36 protein-coding genes are annotated in these 24,764 nt (G+C 39.5%); 15 read left to right on the top strand and 21 right to left on the bottom strand.

All coding sequences use genetic code 11. The features are described 5' to 3' along the window. From VXP95_RS12575 to VXP95_RS12665, 19 genes are all read right to left on the bottom strand, one after another. The coding region (locus VXP95_RS12575; protein ID WP_416712133.1) for a phage minor head protein at positions 1–1,079 on the bottom strand (1,079 nt) is incomplete at its 3' end. Positions 1,080–1,082: 3 nt separating this feature from the next. Continuing rightward, on the bottom strand, positions 1,083–2,567 hold the full coding sequence (locus tag VXP95_RS12580) for a phage portal protein family protein (protein ID WP_416712134.1): 1,485 nt from the start codon (positions 2,565–2,567) through the stop codon (positions 1,083–1,085). Between the two features lie 10 nt (positions 2,568–2,577). Beyond that, complete coding sequence (gene terL, locus VXP95_RS12585; protein ID WP_416712135.1) at positions 2,578–4,113, bottom strand: phage terminase large subunit; 1,536 nt, start codon at positions 4,111–4,113, stop codon at positions 2,578–2,580. Continuing rightward, a complete protein-coding gene (locus tag VXP95_RS12590) occupies positions 4,114–4,578 on the bottom strand; it encodes a DUF2280 domain-containing protein (RefSeq protein WP_005236588.1) in 465 nt (154 codons plus the stop codon). It abuts the gene before it with no gap. Positions 4,579–4,625: 47 nt separating this feature from the next. After that, complete coding sequence (locus VXP95_RS12595) at positions 4,626–5,267, bottom strand: putative metallopeptidase (protein WP_416712136.1); 642 nt, start codon at positions 5,265–5,267, stop codon at positions 4,626–4,628. Continuing rightward, positions 5,227–5,664, bottom strand: coding sequence for a hypothetical protein (locus VXP95_RS12600; RefSeq protein ID WP_416680578.1), 438 nt, complete (start codon positions 5,662–5,664; stop codon positions 5,227–5,229). Before VXP95_RS12600 ends, VXP95_RS12595 begins: the two co-directional genes overlap by 41 nt. Positions 5,665–5,705: 41 nt before the next feature. After that, complete coding sequence (locus tag VXP95_RS12605; protein WP_416680580.1) at positions 5,706–5,984, bottom strand: hypothetical protein; 279 nt, start codon at positions 5,982–5,984, stop codon at positions 5,706–5,708. Between the two features lie 79 nt (positions 5,985–6,063). Then, the gene (locus VXP95_RS12610; RefSeq protein ID WP_416680581.1) at positions 6,064–6,285 is read right to left on the bottom strand and encodes a hypothetical protein; all 222 of its coding nucleotides are present in this window, start codon (positions 6,283–6,285) and stop codon (positions 6,064–6,066) included. Positions 6,286–6,287: 2 nt separating this feature from the next. Further along, positions 6,288–6,464, bottom strand: coding sequence for a hypothetical protein (locus tag VXP95_RS12615; RefSeq protein WP_416656324.1), 177 nt, complete (start codon positions 6,462–6,464; stop codon positions 6,288–6,290). A gap of 587 nt (positions 6,465–7,051) precedes the next feature. Beyond that, positions 7,052–7,288, bottom strand: coding sequence for a hypothetical protein (locus VXP95_RS12620; RefSeq protein ID WP_005262234.1), 237 nt, complete (start codon positions 7,286–7,288; stop codon positions 7,052–7,054). Between the two features lie 164 nt (positions 7,289–7,452). Further along, complete coding sequence (locus VXP95_RS12625) at positions 7,453–8,004, bottom strand: hypothetical protein (protein WP_121980183.1); 552 nt, start codon at positions 8,002–8,004, stop codon at positions 7,453–7,455. Further along, positions 8,001–8,411 (bottom strand): DUF559 domain-containing protein, encoded by a 411-nt coding sequence (locus VXP95_RS12630; protein ID WP_416712137.1) that lies wholly within the window; start codon positions 8,409–8,411, stop codon positions 8,001–8,003. Before VXP95_RS12630 ends, VXP95_RS12625 begins: the two co-directional genes overlap by 4 nt. A gap of 77 nt (positions 8,412–8,488) precedes the next feature. Continuing rightward, positions 8,489–8,740 (bottom strand): hypothetical protein, encoded by a 252-nt coding sequence (locus tag VXP95_RS12635; protein WP_416712138.1) that lies wholly within the window; start codon positions 8,738–8,740, stop codon positions 8,489–8,491. Beyond that, positions 8,737–8,934, bottom strand: a complete 198-nt coding sequence (locus VXP95_RS12640) for a hypothetical protein (RefSeq protein WP_416712139.1) — start codon at positions 8,932–8,934, stop codon at positions 8,737–8,739. The genes VXP95_RS12635 and VXP95_RS12640 overlap by 4 nt, the downstream gene beginning before the upstream one ends. Further along, a complete protein-coding gene (locus VXP95_RS12645; protein ID WP_416712140.1) occupies positions 8,931–9,155 on the bottom strand; it encodes a hypothetical protein in 225 nt (74 codons plus the stop codon). Before VXP95_RS12645 ends, VXP95_RS12640 begins: the two co-directional genes overlap by 4 nt. Continuing rightward, a complete protein-coding gene (locus VXP95_RS12650) occupies positions 9,152–9,895 on the bottom strand; it encodes an ATP-binding protein (RefSeq protein ID WP_416712141.1) in 744 nt (247 codons plus the stop codon). Before VXP95_RS12650 ends, VXP95_RS12645 begins: the two co-directional genes overlap by 4 nt. Further along, positions 9,892–10,791, bottom strand: a complete 900-nt coding sequence (locus VXP95_RS12655; RefSeq protein WP_416712142.1) for a replication protein — start codon at positions 10,789–10,791, stop codon at positions 9,892–9,894. The genes VXP95_RS12650 and VXP95_RS12655 overlap by 4 nt, the downstream gene beginning before the upstream one ends. Before the next feature lie 48 nt (positions 10,792–10,839). Beyond that, entirely contained in the window at positions 10,840–11,319 is a 480-nt protein-coding gene (locus VXP95_RS12660; RefSeq protein WP_005171431.1) for a phage regulatory CII family protein, read from the bottom strand. A 56-nt stretch (positions 11,320–11,375) separates the two neighbouring features. Next, positions 11,376–11,600 carry a hypothetical protein gene (locus VXP95_RS12665; RefSeq protein ID WP_005262243.1) on the bottom strand — a complete coding sequence of 75 codons (225 nt, stop codon included), beginning with the start codon at positions 11,598–11,600 and terminating at the stop codon, positions 11,376–11,378. Between the two features lie 117 nt (positions 11,601–11,717). Here VXP95_RS12665 and VXP95_RS12670 point away from each other — a divergent pair, with 117 nt between their 5' ends. The 15 genes from VXP95_RS12670 (at position 11,718) to VXP95_RS12740 (ending at position 21,552) form a co-directional block, all read left to right on the top strand. Next, positions 11,718–12,491: a LexA family transcriptional regulator gene (locus VXP95_RS12670; protein ID WP_159137898.1), complete on the top strand. Its 774-nt coding sequence runs from the start codon at positions 11,718–11,720 to the stop codon at positions 12,489–12,491. A gap of 63 nt (positions 12,492–12,554) precedes the next feature. Then, positions 12,555–12,770 (top strand): hypothetical protein, encoded by a 216-nt coding sequence (locus VXP95_RS12675; protein WP_416712143.1) that lies wholly within the window; start codon positions 12,555–12,557, stop codon positions 12,768–12,770. Positions 12,771–12,853: 83 nt separating this feature from the next. Continuing rightward, positions 12,854–13,936 carry a hypothetical protein gene (locus VXP95_RS12680; RefSeq protein WP_064101976.1) on the top strand — a complete coding sequence of 361 codons (1,083 nt, stop codon included), beginning with the start codon at positions 12,854–12,856 and terminating at the stop codon, positions 13,934–13,936. Beyond that, on the top strand, positions 13,936–15,051 hold the full coding sequence (locus VXP95_RS12685; protein ID WP_064101975.1) for a hypothetical protein: 1,116 nt from the start codon (positions 13,936–13,938) through the stop codon (positions 15,049–15,051). Before VXP95_RS12680 ends, VXP95_RS12685 begins: the two co-directional genes overlap by 1 nt. After that, positions 15,029–15,709: a hypothetical protein gene (locus tag VXP95_RS12690; RefSeq protein WP_064101974.1), complete on the top strand. Its 681-nt coding sequence runs from the start codon at positions 15,029–15,031 to the stop codon at positions 15,707–15,709. Before VXP95_RS12685 ends, VXP95_RS12690 begins: the two co-directional genes overlap by 23 nt. 75 nt (positions 15,710–15,784) lie before the next feature. After that, positions 15,785–16,120: a hypothetical protein gene (locus VXP95_RS12695; protein WP_416712144.1), complete on the top strand. Its 336-nt coding sequence runs from the start codon at positions 15,785–15,787 to the stop codon at positions 16,118–16,120. Between the two features lie 205 nt (positions 16,121–16,325). After that, positions 16,326–16,679, top strand: a complete 354-nt coding sequence (locus tag VXP95_RS12700) for a hypothetical protein (RefSeq protein ID WP_416712145.1) — start codon at positions 16,326–16,328, stop codon at positions 16,677–16,679. Positions 16,680–16,897: 218 nt separating this feature from the next. Then, the gene (locus VXP95_RS12705; RefSeq protein WP_416680598.1) at positions 16,898–17,332 is read left to right on the top strand and encodes a hypothetical protein; all 435 of its coding nucleotides are present in this window, start codon (positions 16,898–16,900) and stop codon (positions 17,330–17,332) included. Beyond that, positions 17,329–17,865 (top strand): hypothetical protein, encoded by a 537-nt coding sequence (locus VXP95_RS12710; protein WP_416712146.1) that lies wholly within the window; start codon positions 17,329–17,331, stop codon positions 17,863–17,865. The genes VXP95_RS12705 and VXP95_RS12710 overlap by 4 nt, the downstream gene beginning before the upstream one ends. Before the next feature lies 1 nt (position 17,866). After that, the gene (locus tag VXP95_RS12715) at positions 17,867–18,988 is read left to right on the top strand and encodes an ATP-binding protein (protein WP_416712147.1); all 1,122 of its coding nucleotides are present in this window, start codon (positions 17,867–17,869) and stop codon (positions 18,986–18,988) included. Next, positions 18,985–20,160, top strand: coding sequence for a hypothetical protein (locus VXP95_RS12720; RefSeq protein ID WP_416680601.1), 1,176 nt, complete (start codon positions 18,985–18,987; stop codon positions 20,158–20,160). The genes VXP95_RS12715 and VXP95_RS12720 overlap by 4 nt, the downstream gene beginning before the upstream one ends. A gap of 130 nt (positions 20,161–20,290) precedes the next feature. Beyond that, a complete protein-coding gene (locus tag VXP95_RS12725) occupies positions 20,291–20,533 on the top strand; it encodes a hypothetical protein (RefSeq protein ID WP_416712148.1) in 243 nt (80 codons plus the stop codon). Next, the gene (locus VXP95_RS12730; protein ID WP_416712149.1) at positions 20,533–20,952 is read left to right on the top strand and encodes a hypothetical protein; all 420 of its coding nucleotides are present in this window, start codon (positions 20,533–20,535) and stop codon (positions 20,950–20,952) included. Before VXP95_RS12725 ends, VXP95_RS12730 begins: the two co-directional genes overlap by 1 nt. Further along, the gene (locus VXP95_RS12735) at positions 20,945–21,259 is read left to right on the top strand and encodes a hypothetical protein (protein ID WP_159515991.1); all 315 of its coding nucleotides are present in this window, start codon (positions 20,945–20,947) and stop codon (positions 21,257–21,259) included. The genes VXP95_RS12730 and VXP95_RS12735 overlap by 8 nt, the downstream gene beginning before the upstream one ends. Beyond that, complete coding sequence (locus VXP95_RS12740) at positions 21,259–21,552, top strand: hypothetical protein (protein WP_004731408.1); 294 nt, start codon at positions 21,259–21,261, stop codon at positions 21,550–21,552. Before VXP95_RS12735 ends, VXP95_RS12740 begins: the two co-directional genes overlap by 1 nt. Here VXP95_RS12740 and VXP95_RS12745 read toward each other — a convergent pair. Further along, complete coding sequence (locus VXP95_RS12745) at positions 21,545–22,564, bottom strand: tyrosine-type recombinase/integrase (protein ID WP_416712150.1); 1,020 nt, start codon at positions 22,562–22,564, stop codon at positions 21,545–21,547. The genes VXP95_RS12740 and VXP95_RS12745 overlap by 8 nt on opposite strands. A 275-nt stretch (positions 22,565–22,839) precedes the next feature. Continuing rightward, entirely contained in the window at positions 22,840–24,063 is a 1,224-nt protein-coding gene (gene gltS / locus VXP95_RS12750) for a sodium/glutamate symporter (RefSeq protein WP_416712151.1), read from the bottom strand. Positions 24,064–24,764: the final 701 nt, after the last annotated feature.

Below are 24,764 nucleotides of genomic sequence, written 5' to 3' on the forward strand. Positions count from 1 at the left end.
CCGAGCCCTTTAGCATTCTCAATCTTGATCACGATGTCACCAGCACTTTCAGCCATCAATAACGGCGCATTCAACTGAATAGTTTGCCCGACCTGATACGCTGCTATCTGTTGAAGAGTTGCGGTACCCACCACGGTTGAGACAGTATTGCTTGCCACAGCCTGAATAGCTGCCATATCGGTACTCAGCCACCGCTTAAGCACATCATCAGCCAGTGAGCTTGTAGCAGAGTTTAAATAGCCGCTCAGTGCAGCATCATTTCCTTGCACATAGTCCAAGAAGGTACGAATTGCACTTGGCCGAATACTTGGATCAAGTGGAATCACCGTATTGGCCACTGTGTCGAACAGGTCCCGGGCGTTATCATCCATTGGAGCAAATAGACTGGTGAGCTTTTTACTCGCCGTCCATTCTGCTTTGATGACCTCTTTCTGTTCGAGGAGATATTCTTTATCTAAGGATGAAGCACTGATCTTTTTATCTACCAGCGTTTCAAGTTCACCAAACTGCAATGGGTGAGAACTCCAATCCAAAGCCTCGGCAATTTCAGGCAACTGATCATCAGGTGTAATGCCGTATTTCAGTGCCTGCTTCTCGGTTAAGGCAATCACGGTGCACCGGCAACGAAATCCCAATGGTGGATAATGTGTTAGCCAGAATGGATGATCAATCGGCAGTACGATACGATTCAAAGCTAAATGAGCAGGACGTACGCGACTATCATTGATCGCCGAGTACATCAGGTATTGTCGTTTAGCTTTATTCCGTTGCTGCTGTTGCCATCGTCCATGTCCATAAGCACTTTGGATATTGGTACGAAATACATTATCCAAATAGTGTTTAGGCAGGATGATTTCAGATTCTTCAATCAGCTTCTGAAAGTCCTTGAAAGTACCGCCATCGGCAATCGATTTATTCACGGCCTTAATGACTGTTTCAACCTGCTCAAGGCTCGATAGAAAGCTAACCCTAGTTGCCATCTGCCGAGTTTTAAGATCCATTGAATAGAATTCATCAGGTAATGCAATCTTTTTACTGTGAGCGTACCGAAGCGCCTCAAGAAATGTGACTGGTTGCATAACTTACTTCCCATCTTGCGCCGTCACATACCCCAACACATCTGCAGCATACAAAGCTTGATCCAGATTAGCCGTGAACTGCGTCTGAGTTGCATCAGGTATCAATTGCATCAAGTTATAAGCCAGACTTTCAGGGCTATCAGACTTGAATACCAATTCCTTGACCTGATCCGGTTTTAATAGCTGCAATTCATCCTGTGCATCAGTCAACTCTTCAACTTCTTGCTGCTCTGGTGAGAGCTTGTTTGCTGTTGCCTTGAAATTGAATGCCTGACGCGGTAATGCTGTGAATTGATTGAAACCTGTTTGAACCTGCTCAATCACATCGCCATCCTCAAGCCCATACTCACGCTTGAAGTATTGTGGCGTTAAGACTGCACCTGCATTCTTTAACTTCACATCACGATCTGCTTTAGGCTCTTCGAGTGATTTCTCTTCACCAATGATGACTCGATGACGTTCCCAGCCATTTAGATCGCATAACGCATTAATAACGGCTTGGATCGTTGGCATGATCATTCGTACGTCAGCTTTATACTTCGAGTTCTGTACTTCTAAATGCACATCACCTAAAGCTCGTGAACCTGCGCCGTCGGTACCACTTGTCAAAGTCTGACCCAGAATCACCTTTTGAATACGGCGCTCTAAGTTCTTGTCAAAGACTTCAAATGTCTGGGAAGCATTACCATTAGTATTGGCAGTTTGTATTTCAACTGAATCTGTACCACTTAAAGCAATCACTGAACTGGCATGAGCTCTAAGTAGTGCATCACGCATATCTGTTGTCTTGCCGGTAGTTTTACCAACCAGCATGGGTAAGCCAAACTTTTCGACAAACTTGGCCCAGAACTTAAAACCAGAAGTCTTGAAGAACCAGACCCAGTACAGTCGACTTAAAAGAGCCTCACCTAATGGATTCTCATAAGTAGATTTACAACGTGTCAAAAAGTGCTTGAAGCGCTGGTCTACTTCCTGATCCTGTCGAGTTGTGTTGTAGTTGGCCAGCAACATCAGACGACCATCATTCTTAGGCTCATACCATTGCATTGGCTTTTCACCAATCCACTTAAAACCAATAAACGGTGTAATAGTATCGCCGTCAATATGTAGGCTCGGTTCCTCAGGCTTGGTATAGATTGCCTCTAATACAGAATATCCGTACCAGCGAGCATTCTGCGCACCCAAGAGAATCTCAGACCACCACTCACGTAAATGCTCCATAATGATTTTAGATTCCGGTCGGTCCATCGGCTCTACACGCCATGATGCACTCTCAAGTTTATCCTGGCGTTTCTCAATGGCCTGATAAATCTCATCGTCATACATCATGACTTTCAATCGTGGACGTGTGACCCCCGCCTTACGAAGGACCTCATCACCATCTGGCATTTTGGTCAGATAGCTGATTAAGGCCTGCTCTGCCTCATGAGAATAGAGTGCACCAGATTCGGGCTTGCTATTTTCAGACTTTTTACTTTTCTTAGCCATAAATAAAACCTTAAGCCGCTGGTGGGCTGTAATTAATTGCAATCACTGCATCTTCAATCGCATCAATGAGCGTATCCACCTGATCGTCATGATCATGGGTAAATGCCGCATTAAATGCTTCACACTCTTCAAAGAATTCACCGACCCAATGAGCATCTTTAGGTACCAATACAAACCGGTCATCAGGCTTATCCTTATAGTTCGCTTCAAGATGAACCTGCACATCCATAAAACGGGATAGCTTGTCTGTATTACGTTGGACCGGAATCACAGCAACACCGGAATAAGTTCCTAGTGTCTGGATCAACTGGGTACCAGATGCCTTGTCCTCTACTTTCATGTAGCGAATAGGCTTGGTGTGCCAGGTGTATTCTTTATGCTTATCCAGAAAGGCTTTCGCCTGACGGTTTAGCTCCGGTGCTTCCCATTTGCCACGTAAGAGGTCAAGCAAGTACAGCTTGCCATCTATCCCCATGCCTACAAGCAGGAATACAGAATAGTCATTGTGCTCTTTGGTTTTCTGCGCCGTATCAACAAGGACGGCGCGCCACTGTAATTCTGGATGCTCTTTATAGAATCCAAACCACTCGGACTTGATTAAGTCACCACCCAGTTTCTTAGGCTGCTGCATGTACTGACTTGAAAACGTATAACGGGATACCGTGGCACCTTCTTTATCCTTGCCACCCTTTTCAAGTTGTAATAAGGATTGAAGCGATTCTTTCTTTGGCCAGTAACTTTGGCGGCCTTGCTCATCACGCTCAGCATCTCGCGGTACCAGCTTTTGAATATGCTTTGGCAAGGTTGCAATGTACTTATCATCAATTAATGCCGGAATAGATATTTGAGTCCATTCACCAGGTAAATTACCTGTCATGACAAAGTTGGTTGGATCCTCAGTATGCAGGCGCTGCATGATCATGATGATGGGTGTATCAGACTTGGCCTTACGTGAGTTCACCGTATTAAGTAACTTGCGATTGGCGGCATCTCGTTTGATCTTACTGAAAGCATCTTCTGGCTTTAATGGGTCATCGATAATGATACAACCTGTAAAGCCATCATCAGCCAGTGTTCCTGCGCGCCGTCCTGTTACCTGTCCACCCATAGAGGCCACATACACATGGCCAACATCGTAGTCCTCAACTGTAATCTTCCATTCCTTTTTGGAGTCAGTACTATTGGAGACCGTTAAATCCCACATCAATCGATAGTCTTTCGACTTCACAATGTCACGCGCCGTATCTGATACACCTTCGACCAGTGACTGAGAGAAAGATAGATACAGGAATCGAGAGCGCGCATTCAAAGCCAAGCCACGTGGTATTAGATTGGTTGTCAATTCAGTCTTACCAGCACCTGGTGGAACATTGATAACAACGTTTGCAATCTCACCAGCTATCACCTGATCAATGATCCAAGAGATATAAACATGGTGCCAATTCACCGTAAATTTAAAGCCCATCCGGGGCTTGAAAAAACGCCGGGTGAAATATAAATGCTCATCTTCACACAGCTTCTTTTCAACCTGTGTTTGCAGATCCATTTAGTATTCCTCTTGGGCCTTCTTTACAGCAGCTTCGACCTGTTCTTGAGTAGCATGAACAACGGTGGTCTGTAATGCTTCGCCGTCCTTACCGGTAATTTCTTGTCGGTTAGTGAATTGACCACCTACATCTTTAGCAGCCTGCTCAAGAATCTTGAGTGCTAATTTTGCATTCTTGGTTTTTTCAAGTTGCTTCTGATATTGCTTAAGCCGGTAATACTTACTGGCAATTGGAATATCTATCAAACCTTCATCAAATTTCTTACGAGTCTGGTTGAATAGATCTGCAAGCTTTTTCCCGAGATTGCGACCTGCATATTTAGTCGGGTCATAGTTTTCACACTGACGACGATCGATTTCGATGTTGAACTCTTGCTTGACCAACTCCGCAACTTCTTGAGGGGTATCACGGCATGCAAGAGCTTGAACAATAAATATTTTTACAGGCTCTTTAAGTGCTGCCATAAATCCCCCTTTTGTCATGCTACGTCATGCAAAGTAGGCAAAAAAATTTAAACAATGACACAGTTTCCACAACACGCAGCAATACTTGTTTCAGATACAAACGGCGCATTCTTGGCAATTTCAACGAGACGTTTCACTGAATCATCAGCTCCCCACCGTTTAGTCTCACCAAAGAACACTTCGACATCGTGGCCAGCCAAGTAATGCTTAGGCAGCCCAGTCATATCGCTATAAATGATTTCGCCATCTTCATCACGCTCTACACCAATGTGATACAACTCATGTTCAATCAAGCGGCAGAACTCACGATCCGAAGCCTGTTCACAGAATGTGGCATCCACAGTAATCAAGTATTGAGGCACAAAGCCGAACCAATCCCGCATCTGTTGTTCTTGGCGTGCTTTCTTCCATCCACCCTGGTTAAACATGACCTTTTCACATTGGCCCAGCACCATACGTTTTTTCGCTACGGCGGCAGATGAAGCCCATGCAAATGCAAGGAACTCTTCATTGTCATGGAGTAGTTCGGCAATATGATCATGATCGGGGTTATGTAGTTCACCACCTAAAGTAAGCCAATTTGTAATGACCCATTCTTTAAGCTCTGGTGCTGGTGCCAAGCGAATGGCTTCCTCTTGCTCAGCCTGATCAATCAGCTCCGTCGGCGGGAATGGTCTGAACTGTTCCATCTTCTAATCTCTCTAACTGGCTTCTAATCCAATTAATTGCATAACCTGATTCAATTTGATGAGGCTCAAGACGCACAAATGTATAACCTTGATCTTCAGCAAGATCATACTTATTAAATGAATTCGCTATCTTTTTCCCACCACGGCCAACCGACCATGAACTACCCACGATTTCTATAAGAAGATTCAATTTCACAATATAAAAATCAAAGCGCCAATTTTTGGTCGATTCAAATTGAAACTTGCGTCGATAACCAATTCGGTATTCTTCTAATTCTTGAAATAAGGTTTCTTCTGCTTCTAGATATTTTTCTTTAGCCTTAGGCAAAGGCTTGGTGCGTGATTTTGTTTTAATTGGGCGTTTTTTGGTTTTCCAGAAGTAGTCATCAACATCCATAAATTGCGCCCATTAAAAAAACCTCCCGAGGGAGGTTTATGTTACAACTGATTCCAATCTGATAGGTTTTCAACATATTCATTTAAATTGTAGGCACTTCTTATGTTATCAAGCATTTCACTTAACGCCTCATCAGCACTAATATTTGATAAGGTGCGATAACGCCCTTGATAAGCACAGCCCGCAGGCTTATAAGCTAAGCTTGCTGTATACCCACCAGTATTCATATCATCACCATAATAAATATAATAAGCATCCACCTTTAGAGGTGTTTCGCCAAACTGCTTTTTTTCAAATAACTCAATTCTTTTATAAGGCATTTTTTAAATATCACTATTAAAAAGGAGCTTGAGGTTAGCATTGGAATTCAGCTTAATTCAACCATGAAGCGCATCAAATTCACACCGAATACACGGCAGCTTTCTGATTGCCGCGAGTCTTTTGGGGTTGCGCTTCATAGAGATTGATTCTGATGTTTCTTGCCCGCTCTCGGTGGCGTTTAAGCTTTTCATCAACATTCACCATCTCTTTAGCAGTCATCATGCTGCGGGACAGACTGAGTAAAATATCAATCTGGTCGCAGTGTTCTTTTAATTCCCTTTGCGCAGATACTATGTCCATATTCACCGACCTTGACGCTTATACTTGCGTCTCTTTGCCTGACTTACACGATTAGGCTTTGATTTGTTTGATTGTGGCTCACCCCACAAGATTGAATCCCAATCACCACCACTTGAGCGTGAGTATTCCGCAAATGCCGTACCTAGCATTGCAGCAACAACCATTCGACCTAATCGCATATCTACCACCAATAAGAAAAGAAAACCCCTCAACATCTAGAATGCGAGGGGCTTTGATTGCCGTAATACGTTCGGCTAGTGTCACCGAAGTGACAAGGGTTCATTCAACTTCTTTCAAACAATCACGGCACACTTTGATTTCTTCATCATCAACCGTGTAATCGATCTCAGTCGCACCATGTAGGCCGAATAAGCAGAATATAAATTGGAGCATACTTTTCTCCGGACAAAAAAATGCCTCCTTTTGGGGAAAGGAGGCTGAATAGGAAAGACTCTACAGCATAGAATCTAGGTGGTCATTTTATACAAAGCCATAATTTATTCATTAGCATAATGTTACTTTATTGATCACGTTAAAAAGCCCACTTACTCGTCAAATAAGTGGGCCAGTGCTGTAGTCACTTTCTTCGTATTGCATCTTCTTCTTATCGCAAAAACAATATAGCACCGAAGCTTTGATTAGAAAGTATAGAGAATATTAAGAAAATGTTTTCAAATGTTGAGCTTAAGTTAATTTTCTTTTCAGATAATAAATTCTATGCATTAAAAAAGCCCACCATTTGGCGAGCTTTCCTTGATGCTTAAACCTATTTTTGACATTTCACGTTAAACTGGTATTCGTCTTGAGTGACCTTAATTTTAATATTTTTATATTTTCGTTTGTTTGGATCCATTGCTGAGCCAGCCACTTCCTCAAAAAAGCTACGATCATTCATTAGCTCGCCATACGCTTTATAGCCTAATAAAATCTTTTCAGGCTTTTTGCCTTCAGCTACTAATTTACCGAGAGTATCTTCTAGTTTTTTAACAGTTAAAATCGCCATTTCAATTAGAGCTCAAAAACAAAAAGGCATTATCACTTAATTTTATGAATAAATAATGTCAAAAAAGCCCATCTTTCGATGAGCTTTAATAACTTGGTCTCGGTTGAACCGTAATACGACCAGTATAGTGAAACTATACCTCGGTTTCCGGAATAATGGAATCCCTACGCTTCAAATTCTTTATAAGTATTTTTTCGATAACTTTTAATGGTTTTGGCTGCCTCATCAATTGCATTCTCAATGGCTAAAACCATAAGGTTTTCGTATTGCTTCCATGTTTTACGATAGCACTCTGCATCCATCTGCCAGCTACGCAGACCCGCATAATACAATCGCCCCTGAGCTGTAAAATTATTCTCCAAATCAGGATTAAGAGAAAAGTCTATTACCATCCGTGCAATCATTGATGCCATCTCATCAATGGTCACTTTGGCAGGATCTCGTCTTTTTTCCAGCTTTGCATTTGTAGACATGATGAGCGCAAGGTGTGACTGCACATGTCTATAATCCATTTCGGATTTGCCTTCAAAGACAATCAATGCTGTAACTGACTTAGCAAGCTGCGTTTCCATGGATGCCACCGCACCAAGACGATCTTGATAATCCAGAGGCTTCTCATTAGTCCCATGTACCACAGGCTCAAAGTTAGGTGACTTTGCTGTAGTACCCCGAATCAACCATTCAAACTGTTCAAATTTTTCAACCATCGCATTCATCCTAAATCCCCTACCATCTTCTCTATCTGTTGTATCGCTAAACCTGATTTCACTTGCTCTGTGCTAAACCGTATTACCTGATAACCCATCATGGTTGCTGCGTTATATTTTTCCATGTCGCCAATGTAGCCTTTGCCTCTTGTATGCCTACCACCACTCCAGATCCCACCTTCCACTTCAACCAATATTTTTTTACCCACTAAATGAAAATCTGCTTTCCACTTACGCTCTGGGTGAAACTTAAATTCCTGCTCAAAATCTATTTTTAAAGCTCTTAACGCAGTGGCCAGTTTTACTTCACCTTCGCTTTGTACTTTTTCGCCTTTCACCTTAGGACGCTTGGAGCGCCCTTTCGGTTTGGTGGCTTTAACCATTTTTTTGTATTCAGCGATTGAGTAGCTTGTCATTCACCCCACACCCCCAACTCTCAATACAACAGCCCCAATGGCCATAAAAATAAACATCAGCGCTTTGTTTAGATCCTTCATGCCGCTACATTAGCTCCAAATAATTGCTTGGTCTTTCCTGTTGCCACATAGAGTCTAGTGCTATGGTTACATCTAAATTCTAAGTAGCCTGCCTGAACTAAGCCTCGCAATTTTTGATTCAAAGCTGCTCGCGTTTTATCACACACATGTTCTTCAAGCTCTGCCGAAGTCACCTCATGTTTTGAGAAGGCTACATACACCAGGATGTCTTTGATTTCTTCAAAGCGCTGAATGGTGGGTGTGTTCATGCTGCCACCTGTCTTATCTTCGCTTTCAATGCGGCACGTTGATTGCTAATCGCCTTGGCTTCCTTGCAGAACTCACAGCGGCATTTATGTTTGTTGTATGCGTAAACAGTGCCGTGATTGATTACAGGTGCATAAGCAAGCCCTTCTAGCTCTTCACACCAATCCATTGTTTTTTGATCTCGAATACTTCTCATTTCATATCTCCAATACGGCACATGAATACGATGCTCATTCCACCCCATGATGGGCGATTAAAATTCTTAAGTTCTTTTCTTAAAGATGATTCAATGCTTGCTCTGGTTTCAATTTTGTAAGGCATCGGACTTCTGAAAATACGTCTTTCATCTTGATAGGCCTCAACAGTTACTGTTTGCGCTTGACGATCAATTGCCGTCACTTGGACTTCGACACTCACGCTGCACCCCCTACACGCTGATCTGCCCAATTGCATTCCACCAAGGTCAATCCACCCTGCTGGAAACGAGACCAAAGACGATCACCCAGATCCTTTTGCAGTTCAGCCAATGTGAGATTCGAAATCAACATGGTTGGCTTCATACGGTCATAGCGTGCATATAAAACTTTGTGAACCAACTCACGGCGTTTATCACGGTCATGTAATCCGTATTCATCCAGGATCAACAGGTCATACTGGGTGAAGTCATAAATCACAGACTTCTCTGTAGCGTCCGGCTGCTCCCACGCATTCATGATTCGCTGTGCCATATCCTCACTGGTGATGTAACGCGCATACTTGCCCTTGTTGAGCAGTGTTCGAGCCGTAGCGCAACTCAAATGGGTTTTACCGGTGCCTGTAGGCCCTACCATCACAAAATTATTCTTGTGGCCATTGATCATGTTCTTGGCAAAAGAAACGACCTGATTCAATGCGTTCTGGTGTCCAACATGTTTGACCAGGTAATTCTTAAAACCTGATGTTGCATGACGCTCTGGAAGCATTGCCCCAGCAAAGTGTTTTTCACGTACGGTACGATCAATTTCAGCCTGTGCTTGTGCGAGTTGTTCTTCATGAAACTCTACGGCGCATTGTGGGCACTTCTGAAAAGGGCCTGCTTGTACCATGGCGGTTTTGTGTTTCAAGCAGATCGCTTGTGTTTGTTTTAATCCCTGAGTCAGCATCGACATTGCGTTCATACAAAATCCTCCGGAATATGGACTGGTGAATTCACTGGTGCGTGATATTGCGATGCTTGGTCTGCCCAAGCTGTATTCACGTCAAGATTGGAATTTGGTTTTTCAGAGGATTGATACGTTTTTTGAGTAAACTTGCGTTTGATCCACTTCACGAAGTTTGAATACATCTGGGTATCTGTAATCAAGCCTGCATTCAAACGTGGTTCGTAGTGAGCATTCACTTCAAGTAAAATCTGATTCACCAGTTCTTGGGTCATCGGGGTTTCACCTGATCGCTGTAACCAAGAATTCAGAGAATGTAAATCTGGTGTCCAGAGATTCAGAACCTGATCAACTGAATTTTCTTGCGCGTTTTTCTCTTTAAAGTTTTCTTTAAGTGTTTCTTTAAGTGTTTCTTTAATAGGGTCCCGTTCAACGGTACTAGTCCCGTCACCTTTCGCGGTACTAGTCCCGTCCCGTTTGGTGGTACTAGTCCCATCACCTTTAAGGGTACTACCTTCATTTGGTACTAGTCCCTTTTCGCGGTACTGGTCAGGAGTAAATTGATATTCACTTAGACAGCCTGTTGTTCTCTCAACTTTGATCAAACCAAGTTCTTCCAGATCGCGAATACATGACATAACCGTGTCGCGTTTTTTAATCCCGCAATACTTTTGAAATTGAGTGATGGCAATTGGGTGGGATGCGCGGTCAAACCCAATGGTTTGGCGCATGACAAACATTAAACACTTAAATGCCTTATCGTTCAGTTGAGCCATGATCTGACCGTCAATTAAACCATTTGGCATCTTGGTGTAGCGCTCTTCTTTATTCGACATAGCTTTGCGCTCATTTTTTGGAAAATGAACTACTTGCCCTTGAGGTATTGGTGGTTCATGTGCTAGATTTGATTTCATATTCAATGCCCTCTAAAGTTTTGAATTGATAAAGCCTGATCTCAGAAATCAGGCTTTTTCTTTTTGTGTGAATTTATGCATTTGCTTGCTTAAAGCCATATCCGCCGCTTTAGCGTTTTCAATAATGCGATTAAGAATTTCGCTCGCTTCCGCATATTCTTGTGGCGTCACCATGCCATCTTCTAAAACCTCATAAACCTTTTGATTGGCTTTTCCAGTTTCAGAATTCATTTGAAGTAATGCCTCTACGATAGTCATCTGACGATGTGTGCCTTCTCCACCTGCCGGCATAAGAACAAAACCAAGCATATGAGCCCAAACTTTCAGAACTACCGGGTTTTGGGTCAAAAGCATGATCGCCTCAAACTTCTTTAGACTTGGATCATGGTTCTCCATATTTGGATTGCCATAGTTGCAAATCGTCTTGTGAGCATCACCAGTGACTTGAGCAATATCCTTTGGATCAAATCCTTCGGACTGATTAATCATCTGATGAATCGCTATTCTTGTTTCTTTCTTTAGAATCATGTGAATCCCTGTTTTTGTTCACGTTTCTTTAAAACGATTACTGATTGATAATTGGTTTAAGCAGCTATTGGGGTCTTCTTTAGGAAGAAGTCAAAAAGATTTTTGTGGGATAGCTTGTTATTGCTAGCATCAACAATTGCTTGGATAGTTTCCATGCGGGGTTTTTTACGACCATGAATCAAATGTGATTCCATATAGCCGTAAGACACCCCTACACGAGAACAAAAAATATGCTTCTCATCCTCGCTTAAGGATTTCCAGTAATCATATAGGTTTCGCATGAAAATACACCTGATAGGTAAATTAATATTAAATATACCTTTTAGGTAAAACTTATTCAACCTGTCAGGGTATTTATTTTTTCTACCTAACAGGTAAATTTAGCAATGGATTAAATAATGGGGTTTGGCATGTCTGGTTTGATGCAAATTCATGAAATACGGCTTAAGAATGCTCGAGACTTAATGAAGGAGTCTGGGTTGAGTCGTACTGATTTTGCTGAAAAGGTGGGGCTTTCTTATAATTTGGTTAGCCAATACATCGGGAAAAACCCGACTAAAAATATTGGCGATGAGACTGCAACCAAAATAGAAGAGGCTTTTGGTAAGCCTAAGGGTTTTTTGGATCAGGCAAATGCCATCACCATGCCTTTAAGTGATATTTCAAATAAAAGCGGAATCCAAATTGCGCCCATTGAATTTCGTGGTGCCGAAGGAAGCAAAAGAAATAATGTGAGAATACCGGTGTACAGGGATGTAAAGGCTTCTTGTGGAAGTGGGATAGAGAATTTTTTAGAAGATCCAAGTGAATATTTAGACATTGACCCATCGCTACTAAGGATTTTAGGTATACAAGCTAAGCCGGAGAATCTACGTGTGATTTATTCTGATGAATACAGTATGTGGCCAACTGTAGCACCAGACAGCCCTCTTTTTATTGATGTGGCTGATAAAGATCCAGGCATGCTTAAGAGTGGATCGGTGTATGTTTTTAAGCATAACTACGAGCTAAGAATGAAAAGGATTTTTATAAGCTATGCAGGCGGCACAACAGTAAGGCTTGCAAGTGATAATCCTGACAAGATTCGCTATCCAGATGAATTTATTACTAATGAGCAGCTTAATGAAATTGATTTTATTGGTCGCCTGGAATCTGCTTTAGTTAAACCTTAAAAAAATAAAAGCCGCTATATGCGGCTTGGGGTTTTTCCAAATAATAATTACGGGAAGTGTGATATGCAAACAATTGAAATCAATTCCCATAAGATTAGCCATGTGCTTTATCAGCATCATCTACTGACAGTAATACTTCAGACGGGCGAAAGATTTCTATATCGTCTTCTTGAATCCACTACTTTTACCAAGTTCATAGATTCAACTGATAAAGATAAATTTTATAAAACTGAAATTGAAGCGAATAAAAAGTTTAAGCGTATTCAGCTTTTTATTTAGTTAAAAGTACCTCTCTACACAGTTTATATGGGAGAGGTTGTATAGAAATACTTAAGATTTAATTGATTATTAGGGGGTAATAAATGGTTGAAACGGCTTCGACTGCAAAAATTGCAGAAAATGAATCAAAACAAATGCTGGAATTTTTCAGATGGTCTACCTATTCTGATACTTTAGAAAACAATGATTATTTATGTCAGGATACTGAAAGGCATTTTCCTGATGGACAATATGATCAGCACCCCTTAGATATAGTTTTTTCATATATACATCCTTATACAGGTAAAGAAATCTTTTTTTATTGTGACTTAAAAAGTTACAGTAGTTCGTCAATAAGTCCACCAAAACTCCGAGAAGCATTAAAATCTTTGGGACAATCAATTTCCTGTGCCAGAGATAATGAACAATGGAGAATTGACTTTTCTAATCCTGATTTTAGTGGAGAAGTTAGAGGTTTATTATTTTTACTAAATCATGATGGGGACTACTCTCAAGACATTCTTTCTAAGCTCAATGTTGTTGCGAAATTTGAGCCGCAAGAACATAGAGGTAATATTAAGACTTTAAATGTTGAAAACTTGCATATAGATCCAAATCAATTTGTGCACATTATGGACCCGACAGTAATTGTATACATGCAAACGATAAGAAAAGACATACAAAGTCTTAGGGGTTCATTAAAATTCCCATTGGGAAATAAAAACTATTACTTTTATTATCCAAATCTTGAATTACATCGAACACAAGGTGATGAGAGTAAGTTTCCTGCGACAGTTGAAGTACTATGTGGTCCATATCTTATAGTTGGAAATTTAGCCTCAGAACAAATTGATGCAGACTCTGATAAAGTCATTAAATTCTTTCCAGGATTTATTGTCTACTACAGATTAGATGGTAGTACGCAAGAGGAATTTTTATTTTTAATTGATCAATTATCAAGATATCAGATGTTTAACAACAGTAAAAAAGTCAATGTTAGACAAATTCATTTAAACCCACATATTAATGCAGAAAAAAACTTTAATAATGCTTTAATAGAATACAATAAAACTTGGAGCGTAAATGGATTAAATCCTATATCTGATGGTCAACTAACATTTAATCAAATTTCAAACTTAGAGAAAAAATTTTTACCTTCACCATTAAATGGGGCTCGACATCTTTAATGAATTATTCAAGATTTTCGTATATAAATCCTAATGACATTGATTTATTTGGAACCTTAAATAGAAATAGGGCATTAACTAATGATGAAGTTGCGTATTTATTTGCTAAAAGAGGAATAATTTATGGAAAAAACACTTCTCGGGAATTATTAGCAAGAGAGTTTTCTTCATTTTTTCATTCTAGCTACGATTATCATTTAATAGAATCCGCATTAGCTACTGAAAATAAAAGAAGTACGGCGGTATCAGGATTATCATTAAATAACTTAGATGATCTGACAGACAGACAGGTCTTAAATAAACTTGATTCTTTGGAAAGTCAATTTATTGACGACTTAACTAATCAAGAGGAAATAGACATTGATAAGGTTGTTTATAAAAGAAATGGTCTAAAATCAAGACAAATAAATATAAACTATTCAGTCTACGATTTCACAAAAAATGCATTTAATCGTAGAGAAAGAAAAGAAGCAGCTATAATGATACGGCCTATAGAAGGTGGAAACTCCCTCTATTTGGAATACCCAAACTCTAAAGAGTTGGACAACTTGGTTGAATCACAAATATTATCGCATGTCATCAATCAATTTTCACAACCTTCAAAAACTAAAATAGAATTATTAGGTATTACAGATAATCTGCTTAGAAAGCAATTCTTTGATAATCTTATTAGAGATATTGAGGGTTTTGAATATGATACTGTACTAGATATCTATGTAACAAAAGAAAACTCTTCGAGTACTGATGATTTAGCTATCATGACCTCAGTGGCTTCAATTCGCAAAGCTTCTTTTAGTGGTCATGGTTTAATGGATGTTCCTGAGCTTGATACACTTTTAGGTAAAGGGTTTCATATCTATCGTGTAATCTGGCAAGCAACATCAAAAGAAGATAATGATGAAAAGTTTGTATTCGAAGCCAAATTTACCATACCAGATGAATGTGCAGGATTTTCATATTTTTTGAAAGGCCGTAAACTTCAAAACAATAAGATTGAACAGTGCTCTCATACAGAAACTATGAGAATTAATCGTGAAATTTATTTTGCTGCTGTAAGAAGTCTTAATTCCATTAATTCTCCTGGTGAACAATATGCACAAGATTTATCTATATAGAATTAAACTTCCTAAAGGTATTGGGATAATACATAGAACATTAGAAAATTACGAGCATAATATTTTTTCTTTCAATATACTTACTTTTAATAGTCAAATATTAGAGGTAAATTGTTTTGAGAAAATATTTAATAAAGTTTCTTTTTTATCGCCTGAAGGTGAAAATAAGATTATTGAGTATGAAAGTTATCAAAATATTAATTTTTCAATATTTAAAAAACATGATATTTATTATTTAGCACTCTCAAATCCACCGAGATCTTTACGAAATTTTTTCAATCAGTTATCAAAATTGGCAGGAATGGGGTACACAATTGAGCCTGTTAGTATTAACATTAATGCAGTTTCTGAATATTTTTTCAAAAAATACAATTGTAATATTAAGTTTATTTCAATAGAAAAATTAAGCTTAAATAATAAATCATTTGCTAATTTGGAGATTTTTTCTACAGAAAATGCAATTCAAGATTCAAAATATTTTTTATCCAAGGAAGTTTTTTTAATTAACAAAGTAACTTTGCATATTAAAAACCTTATTAGCTCTATTGAACTTACTATTAATAAAAAGGGTTTTATACAATCAAAAACCAATCCTAACTCTTTAAATAACAGTGAAACTTTTAGCTATATACAAGAAATTCTAAATTTTCAAAGCTAACCCACCCCAACGGTGGGTTTTCTTTTCCCTAAACTTGCTTATAATTCAAACTCCAATAACAATAAACCTATAACTATGAAATACATCACACTTACTACTCTGCTCTTATCTTTGACTTTTACCGGCTGCCAGAAGCAACCAGATGAAGGTGTGGATCCAATTGCCACCGCTACAGCTCTTGAGAACTCAGATAATATTCTTAGCAAATACCTAGAAAAGTTAGATTCAGAGTTCACCACTCAAGATGTGCGGGTAAAGATCTTATGCAGAGACTACCCGCGTGAGTATGAAAAAAACTATATGCCTAACTTGTTGAAGCTATCACCCGGTGAATACTCTGAAGTTGCACTTTTGGCTGATATGGATTTGGTTTTGGATCACTACAAAGAGAAAGATGCTATTCAGTGCTAAAGCTTTCTTACTTCTGAAATATTAAATCTTTATATTGGACTTAAGACCTCTCATGACCAGGTCTGTAATAACTAAGTAAAGCATCACTAACCCGCTATCCGCGGGTTTTCTTTATGTAAGGTAAGTGTAACCTTGTCTTTAAATGTTACATTATAACAATTAATATAAAGATACCTATGATTCATAAATAGAAAGGTAAGTCTCAATGAAATATTTGTTAGGCGCAGCATTGTTAGGATTAGTGATTACTGGCTGTACTTCAAATCCAAAAAACGAAGTAGAGCAAGAAAAAGTTGTGAGCAATACTGCAGCTGAAACTCAGGTAATTAACTTTACTGGTCCAATGGATCTTACAGTCGAATTGAAATCTTCAGATAATTTTGAAACCGCAGAAATGACTGATAATTCTGGCAAGGTTTATCACCTTAAACGAGCTATTTCAGGAAGTGGTATGCGTTTGGCCAATGATGACGGCGTTTCAATTCACTTCAAAGCTGGTGAAGGTATTGTAGAGTTTATGAAAGACAAACCTATCAGTATTACTGAATACAAAAAATAAGATTTACGCTTTAAGAGAACCCACCTTGCGTGGGTTTTCTTTTGTCTATTAAATCTTATTTCACCTGAAGAGTAAAAATATTTTTACTATTTTTACCTAACAGGTATTTACTTTATTTTACCTCACAGGTATATTTTATCTCACAAGCAAAGAAAAGCCTCAGTGTTGTTCGAGCAACCTGAGGCGTGACCCACACTCTATCTGTGAGTAAAGTAATTATGAACACAAAACTAACTCCACACAATAGCTTTAAGGTAACTCTGTTTACTGCTGCCTTAACAGTAAGCGCTTTAGCAGTCGCTTTTCATGCGGACTTAAATGTTGGACAACCTGCTCCAGCGCAAAACATTCAGTCTGAATACGGCATTATTTCACTAAAAATGCATGACCAAAGTCGTGGTGAAGCAATTCTTAATCTGGATGGATTCCGTTTAAATATCTCTTCATTTGAAGTTCAGGCTTATCCAGATAGCTACGGCGTACCTGGTTCAGAGTTTACTGCAGTCGAAGTAACAGAGCTGGGTGAAATCAATGTATTTGATGCCAATGGTAATCCATATAAAGACTTCACTGATCATCAGGATCACCGCGAAATCAATTCAATGATCACTAGCTACATCATGAAGCATCGCCTAGTGGAGGTGCAGTCATGATTTTAAATTCTGCTGATCAAATCTTTGAGGCGCTTTTGAATGGTCAATCAGTCTACTGGTGTGAATGCGGCTCTGATGACTGGTCTCCTCTAAATGATCGAACTCAAATTAATTTTGTAGATCTTTACACTGGTTTCCTGCAATTCAAAGCAGATGAGCTACCTATAGTTCCAATGCCGATTGAGTTCAACTCAACTCATCGCTACTTCTCTGAATACATCAAGACCTTCGAAGGACTTGAAATATATCGAGTGGGTAAAACGCGTGTGAGCTATTTCGCTCTACGCATCAAAAGCTCTGGAACTATTGCTGACTATTTCTGTAATACGCAGATCTACTCCATTCAACCCAATGGCTCATTGAAGAAGATGGATAAATCTCTTACTCCGCAATGGGTTCTGGATGGATTGGAAAATGCGCGTGTTGCTATGCGCAAGAACAAGCGTCATCAAGCTTTAGAAAGTACGGGCTTCTTTGCATCTGAAGACTATAAAAACTTTAAACGTAATAACCGTTCTGCAGGAGTACGTTGAGATGGCGATTAATATTATTCCAGCGAATCAAGCGCTGCTAGTTCAGGCAATTATTGTTTACCTGTATGCAGATCCAGGCTTGGGTAAAACATCTATCGGCTTTACTGGTGATAAAGCTATTTCATTCGACTTTGACAAGGGTTCTCACCGTACTGGCGAACTTCGTCGCGGTGCTGTAGTTCAGGCTCACCAGTGGTCTGATGTTGCAAACCTCACAATGGCCGATCTTGAACCGTACAACACTATTGTAATCGATACCGTTGGGGCAATGCTTGAAAGTATCAAAACACATTTAATGCTGAATGCGACCAACAAACAAAAAGATGGATCGTTAAAGCTTAAAGCCCAGGGCTTGGCCAACAACATCTTTAAGCAGTACGTGAATACGCTGATCGCTTCAGGAAAAGATGTGGTGTTTATTGCCCATGCTTCTGAAGATCAAAGCGGTGACCAGGTAATTTATCGTCCTGATCTGGGTGGTAAAAACCGAAATGAGCTTTACCGCATTGCTGACATCATGGGCTATTTGACCACAGTCGCCACTGGTGAAGGTAAGAATGCCCGGGTAATTAGCTTTAAGCCTTGCCCTACTCATCATGCTAAAAATGCGGGTGGTTTAGGTGGTGATACTGGTGAAGTATGGGTGCCGGATCTAAAGACCAGTCCTACATTTCTGGCCGATCTCATCAAACAGGCTAAGGACCATATCAACACCCTGACGCCTGATCAATTGGCCGCAATCAAGGCTCAAGAAGATTTAGAAAACTGGGTACAAAGCTGTGGTGAGGCCCAGTATGCGAGTGATCTAAATCAGCTCACTCAGTCTCTTGAAGACACTCATCTGTATTACAAGAATATGCGTGCTGAATTAGTCCGTCGTGCCCTAGAAATGAAATGCACATTTGATAAACAGCGCAATGCCTGGGTAGATCCACCAGAGTTCAATGGTATTTCTGATGAGCAGCTGGCCGATCTGCAGGATTTCATCGACACATGTGGTCTTGATGCGAAAACAGTATGTGAACATTTAGGGCTTGATGCTCTCAACCAGATAGAAGCTTCAAAATTTGAAGCCGTAAAAAATGAAATAGAACAAGTAGCGAAGGGAGCAATGACAGCATGAAAATTTTAAATAGCAAAGAAGCCTTTGAAGCAATGATGGCTGGCCGAAATATCATGTGTCGCGCTGCTGGTGAGTTAATGGATTTTGATGACCTGTCTCAGTTCCCTGCCACGATTTTCGCTATGCCAGGCTATGAGTTCTGCATCAAGGTTGAAACCATGGAGCTGGCAGGTATTACTTTTGCTAAGCCTCTAACGCTTGAAGATGTTGTAGAAGATCAGGAAATCTTTATTGTTCATCCTGATCACGTTTCCCGGGTTAAATACAGTAAACAGAATGGGGAATATTTTGCTTGTGTGCGTAATGGTTTTGCTCAAGCAGATAATAAAAATGCAGTGTTACAACTAGAGGCAATGGGTAAGCTGTTTGGTCGAGTCATTTGTTATTCACCAACAATCGATAATACAGGTAAAGCCAAAAAGAAACGCTCAACTAAAGCCAAGGAAGATACCGAGCAGGTTGGCATACCAGCTGGTCCAGGTAATTCCATACCAAATATTGAGAAGCAGCCTGAGCTAGAAGTGATTCAACCTGTTGAGGCTATAGCACAAGAAAACACATTTGGAAGTCAGTCTAATATTCAAATTACCGAGCAAGGTCCGATTGCTATATCAGAAGACGGCTTGATCGATGAACTGATTGAAACCAACCCAGTAAAGCTTGTTGAGAAGTTCACAGCACAAATTGACCAGTTTACCAATGCTGAGGACGTTCTTTCATTCCGTCACGTATTTCTGGCCAATGGACACCTGGATCAAAAAGATCAACAGCACTTGTGCAAGCTTACTGAAGACAAATTACTTGAACTAGATCCTGAGCAATACACACCCAAGGTGGAACCAGTTGTAGATGAAGTTATTGAAGTCATACAGCCAAGCTTGATTGATGAAATAAATCAACAAGCCACCAAAGTTGTTCGGGACAAGATATCTAAAGACGCGATGTCAGGTAGTGGTCAATCAAGCTATCCGATCGACATGCTTTACACCCAAAAGAAAAAGATACTGATCAATCGAATCTATGACATGGATTCAGTTGAAACTCTAGAACGATTAGCACCAGCAATACCTGCAGCTAAATTACTTCCAGCTGATCATCAGGAGCTACTCAGTATTTATGCTCAGCGCAAAGATGCCTTGATCCAAGCTGCTGAAACTGGGGAGGCTTCATGAGTTATTCCTACTCTTCTATGACCCGAGTGCTGCTTGTGCAGTACAAGGGTCGGGTTAGAACTTACCGCAACATCAACCTATTCGGTATTGATGATTGCCTGCAAAATTTTGCGAACACTTGGGGGTACAGATGATCTTCAGAATTAAAAAGAAGCATGAAGCCGGTTTTAAGTTGTGGTTAGAAAAATTGGGCTACATCAAAAAAGAGCTTGCAGATGGTAGTTCTACGTTTTCAGGCAAAGGCACACGCAAGACACTGAGTTATGTGCTTTTAAAGAAAGATTTAACAGGTAATGCTGCATGCCAGATGTTATTCGATGAATATGAAGAACACCTGGATAACCCTGATTATTTAGATGTGAAGGTGGCGTGATGGATATCGAAAAATTAAAAACTGAATTTGAGCAGACTGAATGCTTTAAACGTCTTGAGCATGTTGCGCAATACACCTTCTTTGAATTTGGAGCATACATCAAACGTACTGATGTTCCTGCTGACATTGAAAAGAAGTGTGGAAAATTAATCACAGCACTTCTTTTTAGTTGGTCCGCCTGGAAGGAAGCCAAAACCCAAGCGGTGCCGGAGTGGAAAGATTACACAGTTGAATCGCCTCGCATTGATGGCCCGTACCAGATCTTTATTATGAACCAACAATTGGTCGCAAAATGGGAGTCACCTTGGGGCTTCTCATCTATAGAAGATGGTGACGCACTCAACCAGGAATTAATCACACATTGGTCTGTGTTGGGCAATGATCCAGCAATCGAACCACGGGAGCCAGCCAGTGACTGAAATTCAACAAACAAACATTGCTGTGGCCAACTTCATCATTGACGAGCTGCACAAGGACAAGCCTTTTAATTTGGCTTTGGATGCAGGTGAAACGGGTGCTTTGTACCACATTGCGAGTGAGTCACATCACTTGCACAGTGACTTTGTTCGCAAGCTGGAAGCAACCTTAAGACAGCGCGTGAGCAATGGTACTGGCGTGATTCTTGAGATTAATAGTAATGCTGACCTGTATTACCACATGCTGAGCAGCTACATCGCAAAGCACGATCGGTTTGGAGTGGTGAAGGTTTTGGGAGAAGTGAGCTGATGGGAGCACTTAAGTACACCATTACGGTTGAAGCTGATGTTGAGCCTCAGCTTTATCTTGGACAGAGCATCTTTGGTGGGAAAATTGTTCAACTTAAGATGGAGGATTTGCCCGCTTTGGTTCCAGTGTCGTGGTTGGTTGAAAAATATGGATTAACCAAAACCACAATCATCAAAAAACTTGAAGGCTATAACCAAGGAACTGAAGGTAAGCATCTTTATGAAACCAAGGTGGCCATGATGATCCTATCAAAGCCACAAAGAAATAAACGCGGATCAAAACGGGTCAATTAGACCCGTTCAGCATCTCACTGATTTCGCTTGCTGTGGGATTATAATAAGTATTAATCAAAATACCGGCAGTCTTGTGACCGGTAATTTTCATTAGAATCTCAATTGGCACCTTTCTTAATTTAACCAATCTGGTAATCCCTTCATGTCGGGTATCATGGAAATGCAACTCCTTAATATTTGCTTTTTTCACCCTTTTACTAAACGTATTTTGAAAAGTGCTGCTGCTTATTTCAATTAGCTTGTCAGACCCATTGTCTGGAATTAGTTTTAATAACTCTTTCGCACTATCCATTAACGGCACATCACGCGAGTGGCCATTCTTGGTGTCAGGCAGGTGGATATAGTCTTTATGGATATTCGACCTTTTAATAGATAGTATCTCCCCTTGCCGCATAGTTGTTTCAATGGCGAAAAGAAAAGCCCAAGCGATAAAATGCTGTATCTCGGTTGGGATCTGCCCTCTCTCATAATTATGAGCTTCTAGCACCAAATCAATTTCAGCATTGCTTATGCGTCGATTTCTTGATTTTGGCTGAGATGGTTTGCTAACCATGGAGAACGGATTGCTTTCAATAAGAAAAAGCTCTTTCTGGGCATAAGTGAAGATAGCTGAAAACAAAGATATATCACGAAGTACAGTACCAACATTCACGCTTTTTAATCTTGAGTTGCGCCAGTCAGTCAGAATTTGCGGGGTAATATCGTGCACTGACATTTCCGAGATAACAGGATAGGTATCAAGAAACTGCTTGATTGAGATTCTAATGGTTCGGCTAGATTTCTTATGCCTTCCAATTTCCTCATAGTACTTATGCATTAATGCGGAAAATGGATAGTGTTGTTTGACTTCGCTCTGATTTTTATTTTGCTCAGTTTTCAATTCTAGAATTTTGAGCATGGCCCATTGCTCACATTCCTTTTCAGTATCGCGCGTAGCACTAATGCGCTTACCATTAAACATCAGTTCAATGCGGTATGACTCTCCACGTTTCCTTGCTTTGGGTAGTTTCATTTCTGGCGTAATCTTGGCGTAAATAGTCTTTCATCTTAACTTATTTTTTGTCTAAAACGTCCAATATGTTCAATTGGAATGGATTTAAGAAGAAGTTTTTAAAGTAGATCATGTTATTCATTTTTATTTAATTTGTTGTTTTATATAGTATTATTAAACAACCCCATAGAATATTATTATAATTCAGCTATTTGGGATAGCACTTAACCATGGGGCTTTTTAATGCTTAAATTTTTTGAAATAATATTCATAGATTTTTGAAAAAATTCAGCAACTTAACCAAAGATGCTCAATATAAACTGAATCACCACTGCATTCACAATATCCACAAAGAAAGCACCTGTTAAAGGGATGATCAGGAAAGCTTTATGTGAAGGTCCATAAGTATTGGTAACTGCCTGAATATTGGCAATTGCTGTTGGAGTGGCACCCAGATTGACCCCACATTGTCCCGCGCACAATACTGCAGCATCATAACTTTTACCCATCACCCTAAATGTCACAAAGTATAGATAAAGTGCAAGAACAAAGGCTTGTACAATCAATATAATTACCAATGCTCCAGCCAAATCTGCCAGTAACCATAACTGCAATGACATCAATGCCATAGCTAAAAATAAAGACAATGAGGCATTTCCAAAAACATCAATACACCGGTCAAATATTTCAATTTTGAGTACATGTTCCAGAAAGTTCCGTAAAATCACTCCACACATCAAGGCCCATACAAAAGACGGAAGTTCGAACCACTGTCCTTTAGCCGCTATTGTCATGAAATAGGCAAAACTGATACAGATCGCAAACATGCCTAGCGTTTTTACTGCATCATCTGCTGTGATCAGTCGAGTTTTTTCCGGGTATTCAAAAGGCGCCGTTTCAGATGAAGGTGGGGCTTCATTTCGCCCTGAACTTGGTGCTAATTCTTCTGCCAGCTGATGACGACGAATCAGAAATTTGGCCACTGGCCCACCCATCATACCGCCGATGACTAAACCAAAAGTTGCACTGGCCATACCTAAAACTACAGCACCCTGAATACCATAATCCCTTTCAAAAACCATACCCCATGCACCGGCCGTACCATGACCTCCGGTTAGGGTGACTGAACCTGTAATCAGACCAATCAGGGGATCTAGGCCCAAGACCTTGGCCAGGCTGATTCCGACGACATTCTGCACAAAAACAAAAGCCACGACACAACCTAAAAATAGAAGAAGAGCCTTACCTCCCTCTTTCAGCTTTACCAAACTGGCACTGAGACCTACAGAGGTAAAGAACATCAGCATAAATATTTGCTGAATATTGGCATCAAAATTTACTGTAATATTAAAATTTTTAATTAAAATATAAGTAATTACTGCAGCGACAAGCCCTCCGGCAACAGGCTCAGGAATATTATATTGTTTTAGAATTCTGATTTTGTTTACTACCAAAAATCCGACCATCAAAACAAAAACAGCGATGATAATGGTCAGAAAGGCATCCATTTCATAATTCATATTCAGTCCAGCAATAAATTTATCCTCTAGTATGTAGTTTTCCGCAATTTTACACAGTGAATCAATCAGATAAGTGTTATATATCTTACTGTTTTTGTTAAACCTTTAATGAAATTAAAATATTCCAAAATTTTGAAATATATCAAATTATAAGTTTTCTTAGCTTTAATTTAAAAAAATTCCAACACACATCTTTTTTCAATTAACCAGCGATCGAAGAGATACCTTACCCATATATTCTAAGGTACTTATTTTTTTAGAAATCTATATATTATCTCGATTTATTATAAAAACTCATAATAAAATATAAAATCTAGAATGTGCAATTAGATAAATCCACTAAAACCACCAACCTTCTCTGCCTTTTCCATTTTGATATATTCAACATATAAGAAAAACGGTATAAAATTTATACCCCCCAACATCTATATTAATATTTTATTAATAAGAATTTTATAATTTTGCACAAAAATAGTATTATTAAATTTAAAATCCATCAATAAAAATATAACCAGCATGACTGAACTAGCTTAAGATTATTTATTCAATCAAGCTCATAATTTAAAAAAAACATTTAAATTCAATTTACTAACAGTTAACTCTAATAAAAATCTTAAAACCTTCTAAACAATTATTTTAAAACAAATAAACCCTCATCAATATCATTTTTATTATAATAGAGGGTTATATAAAATAATTTT

This window comes from Acinetobacter sp. 226, from assembly GCF_048147925.1.
Taxonomy (GTDB): domain Bacteria; phylum Pseudomonadota; class Gammaproteobacteria; order Pseudomonadales; family Moraxellaceae; genus Acinetobacter; species Acinetobacter pecorum.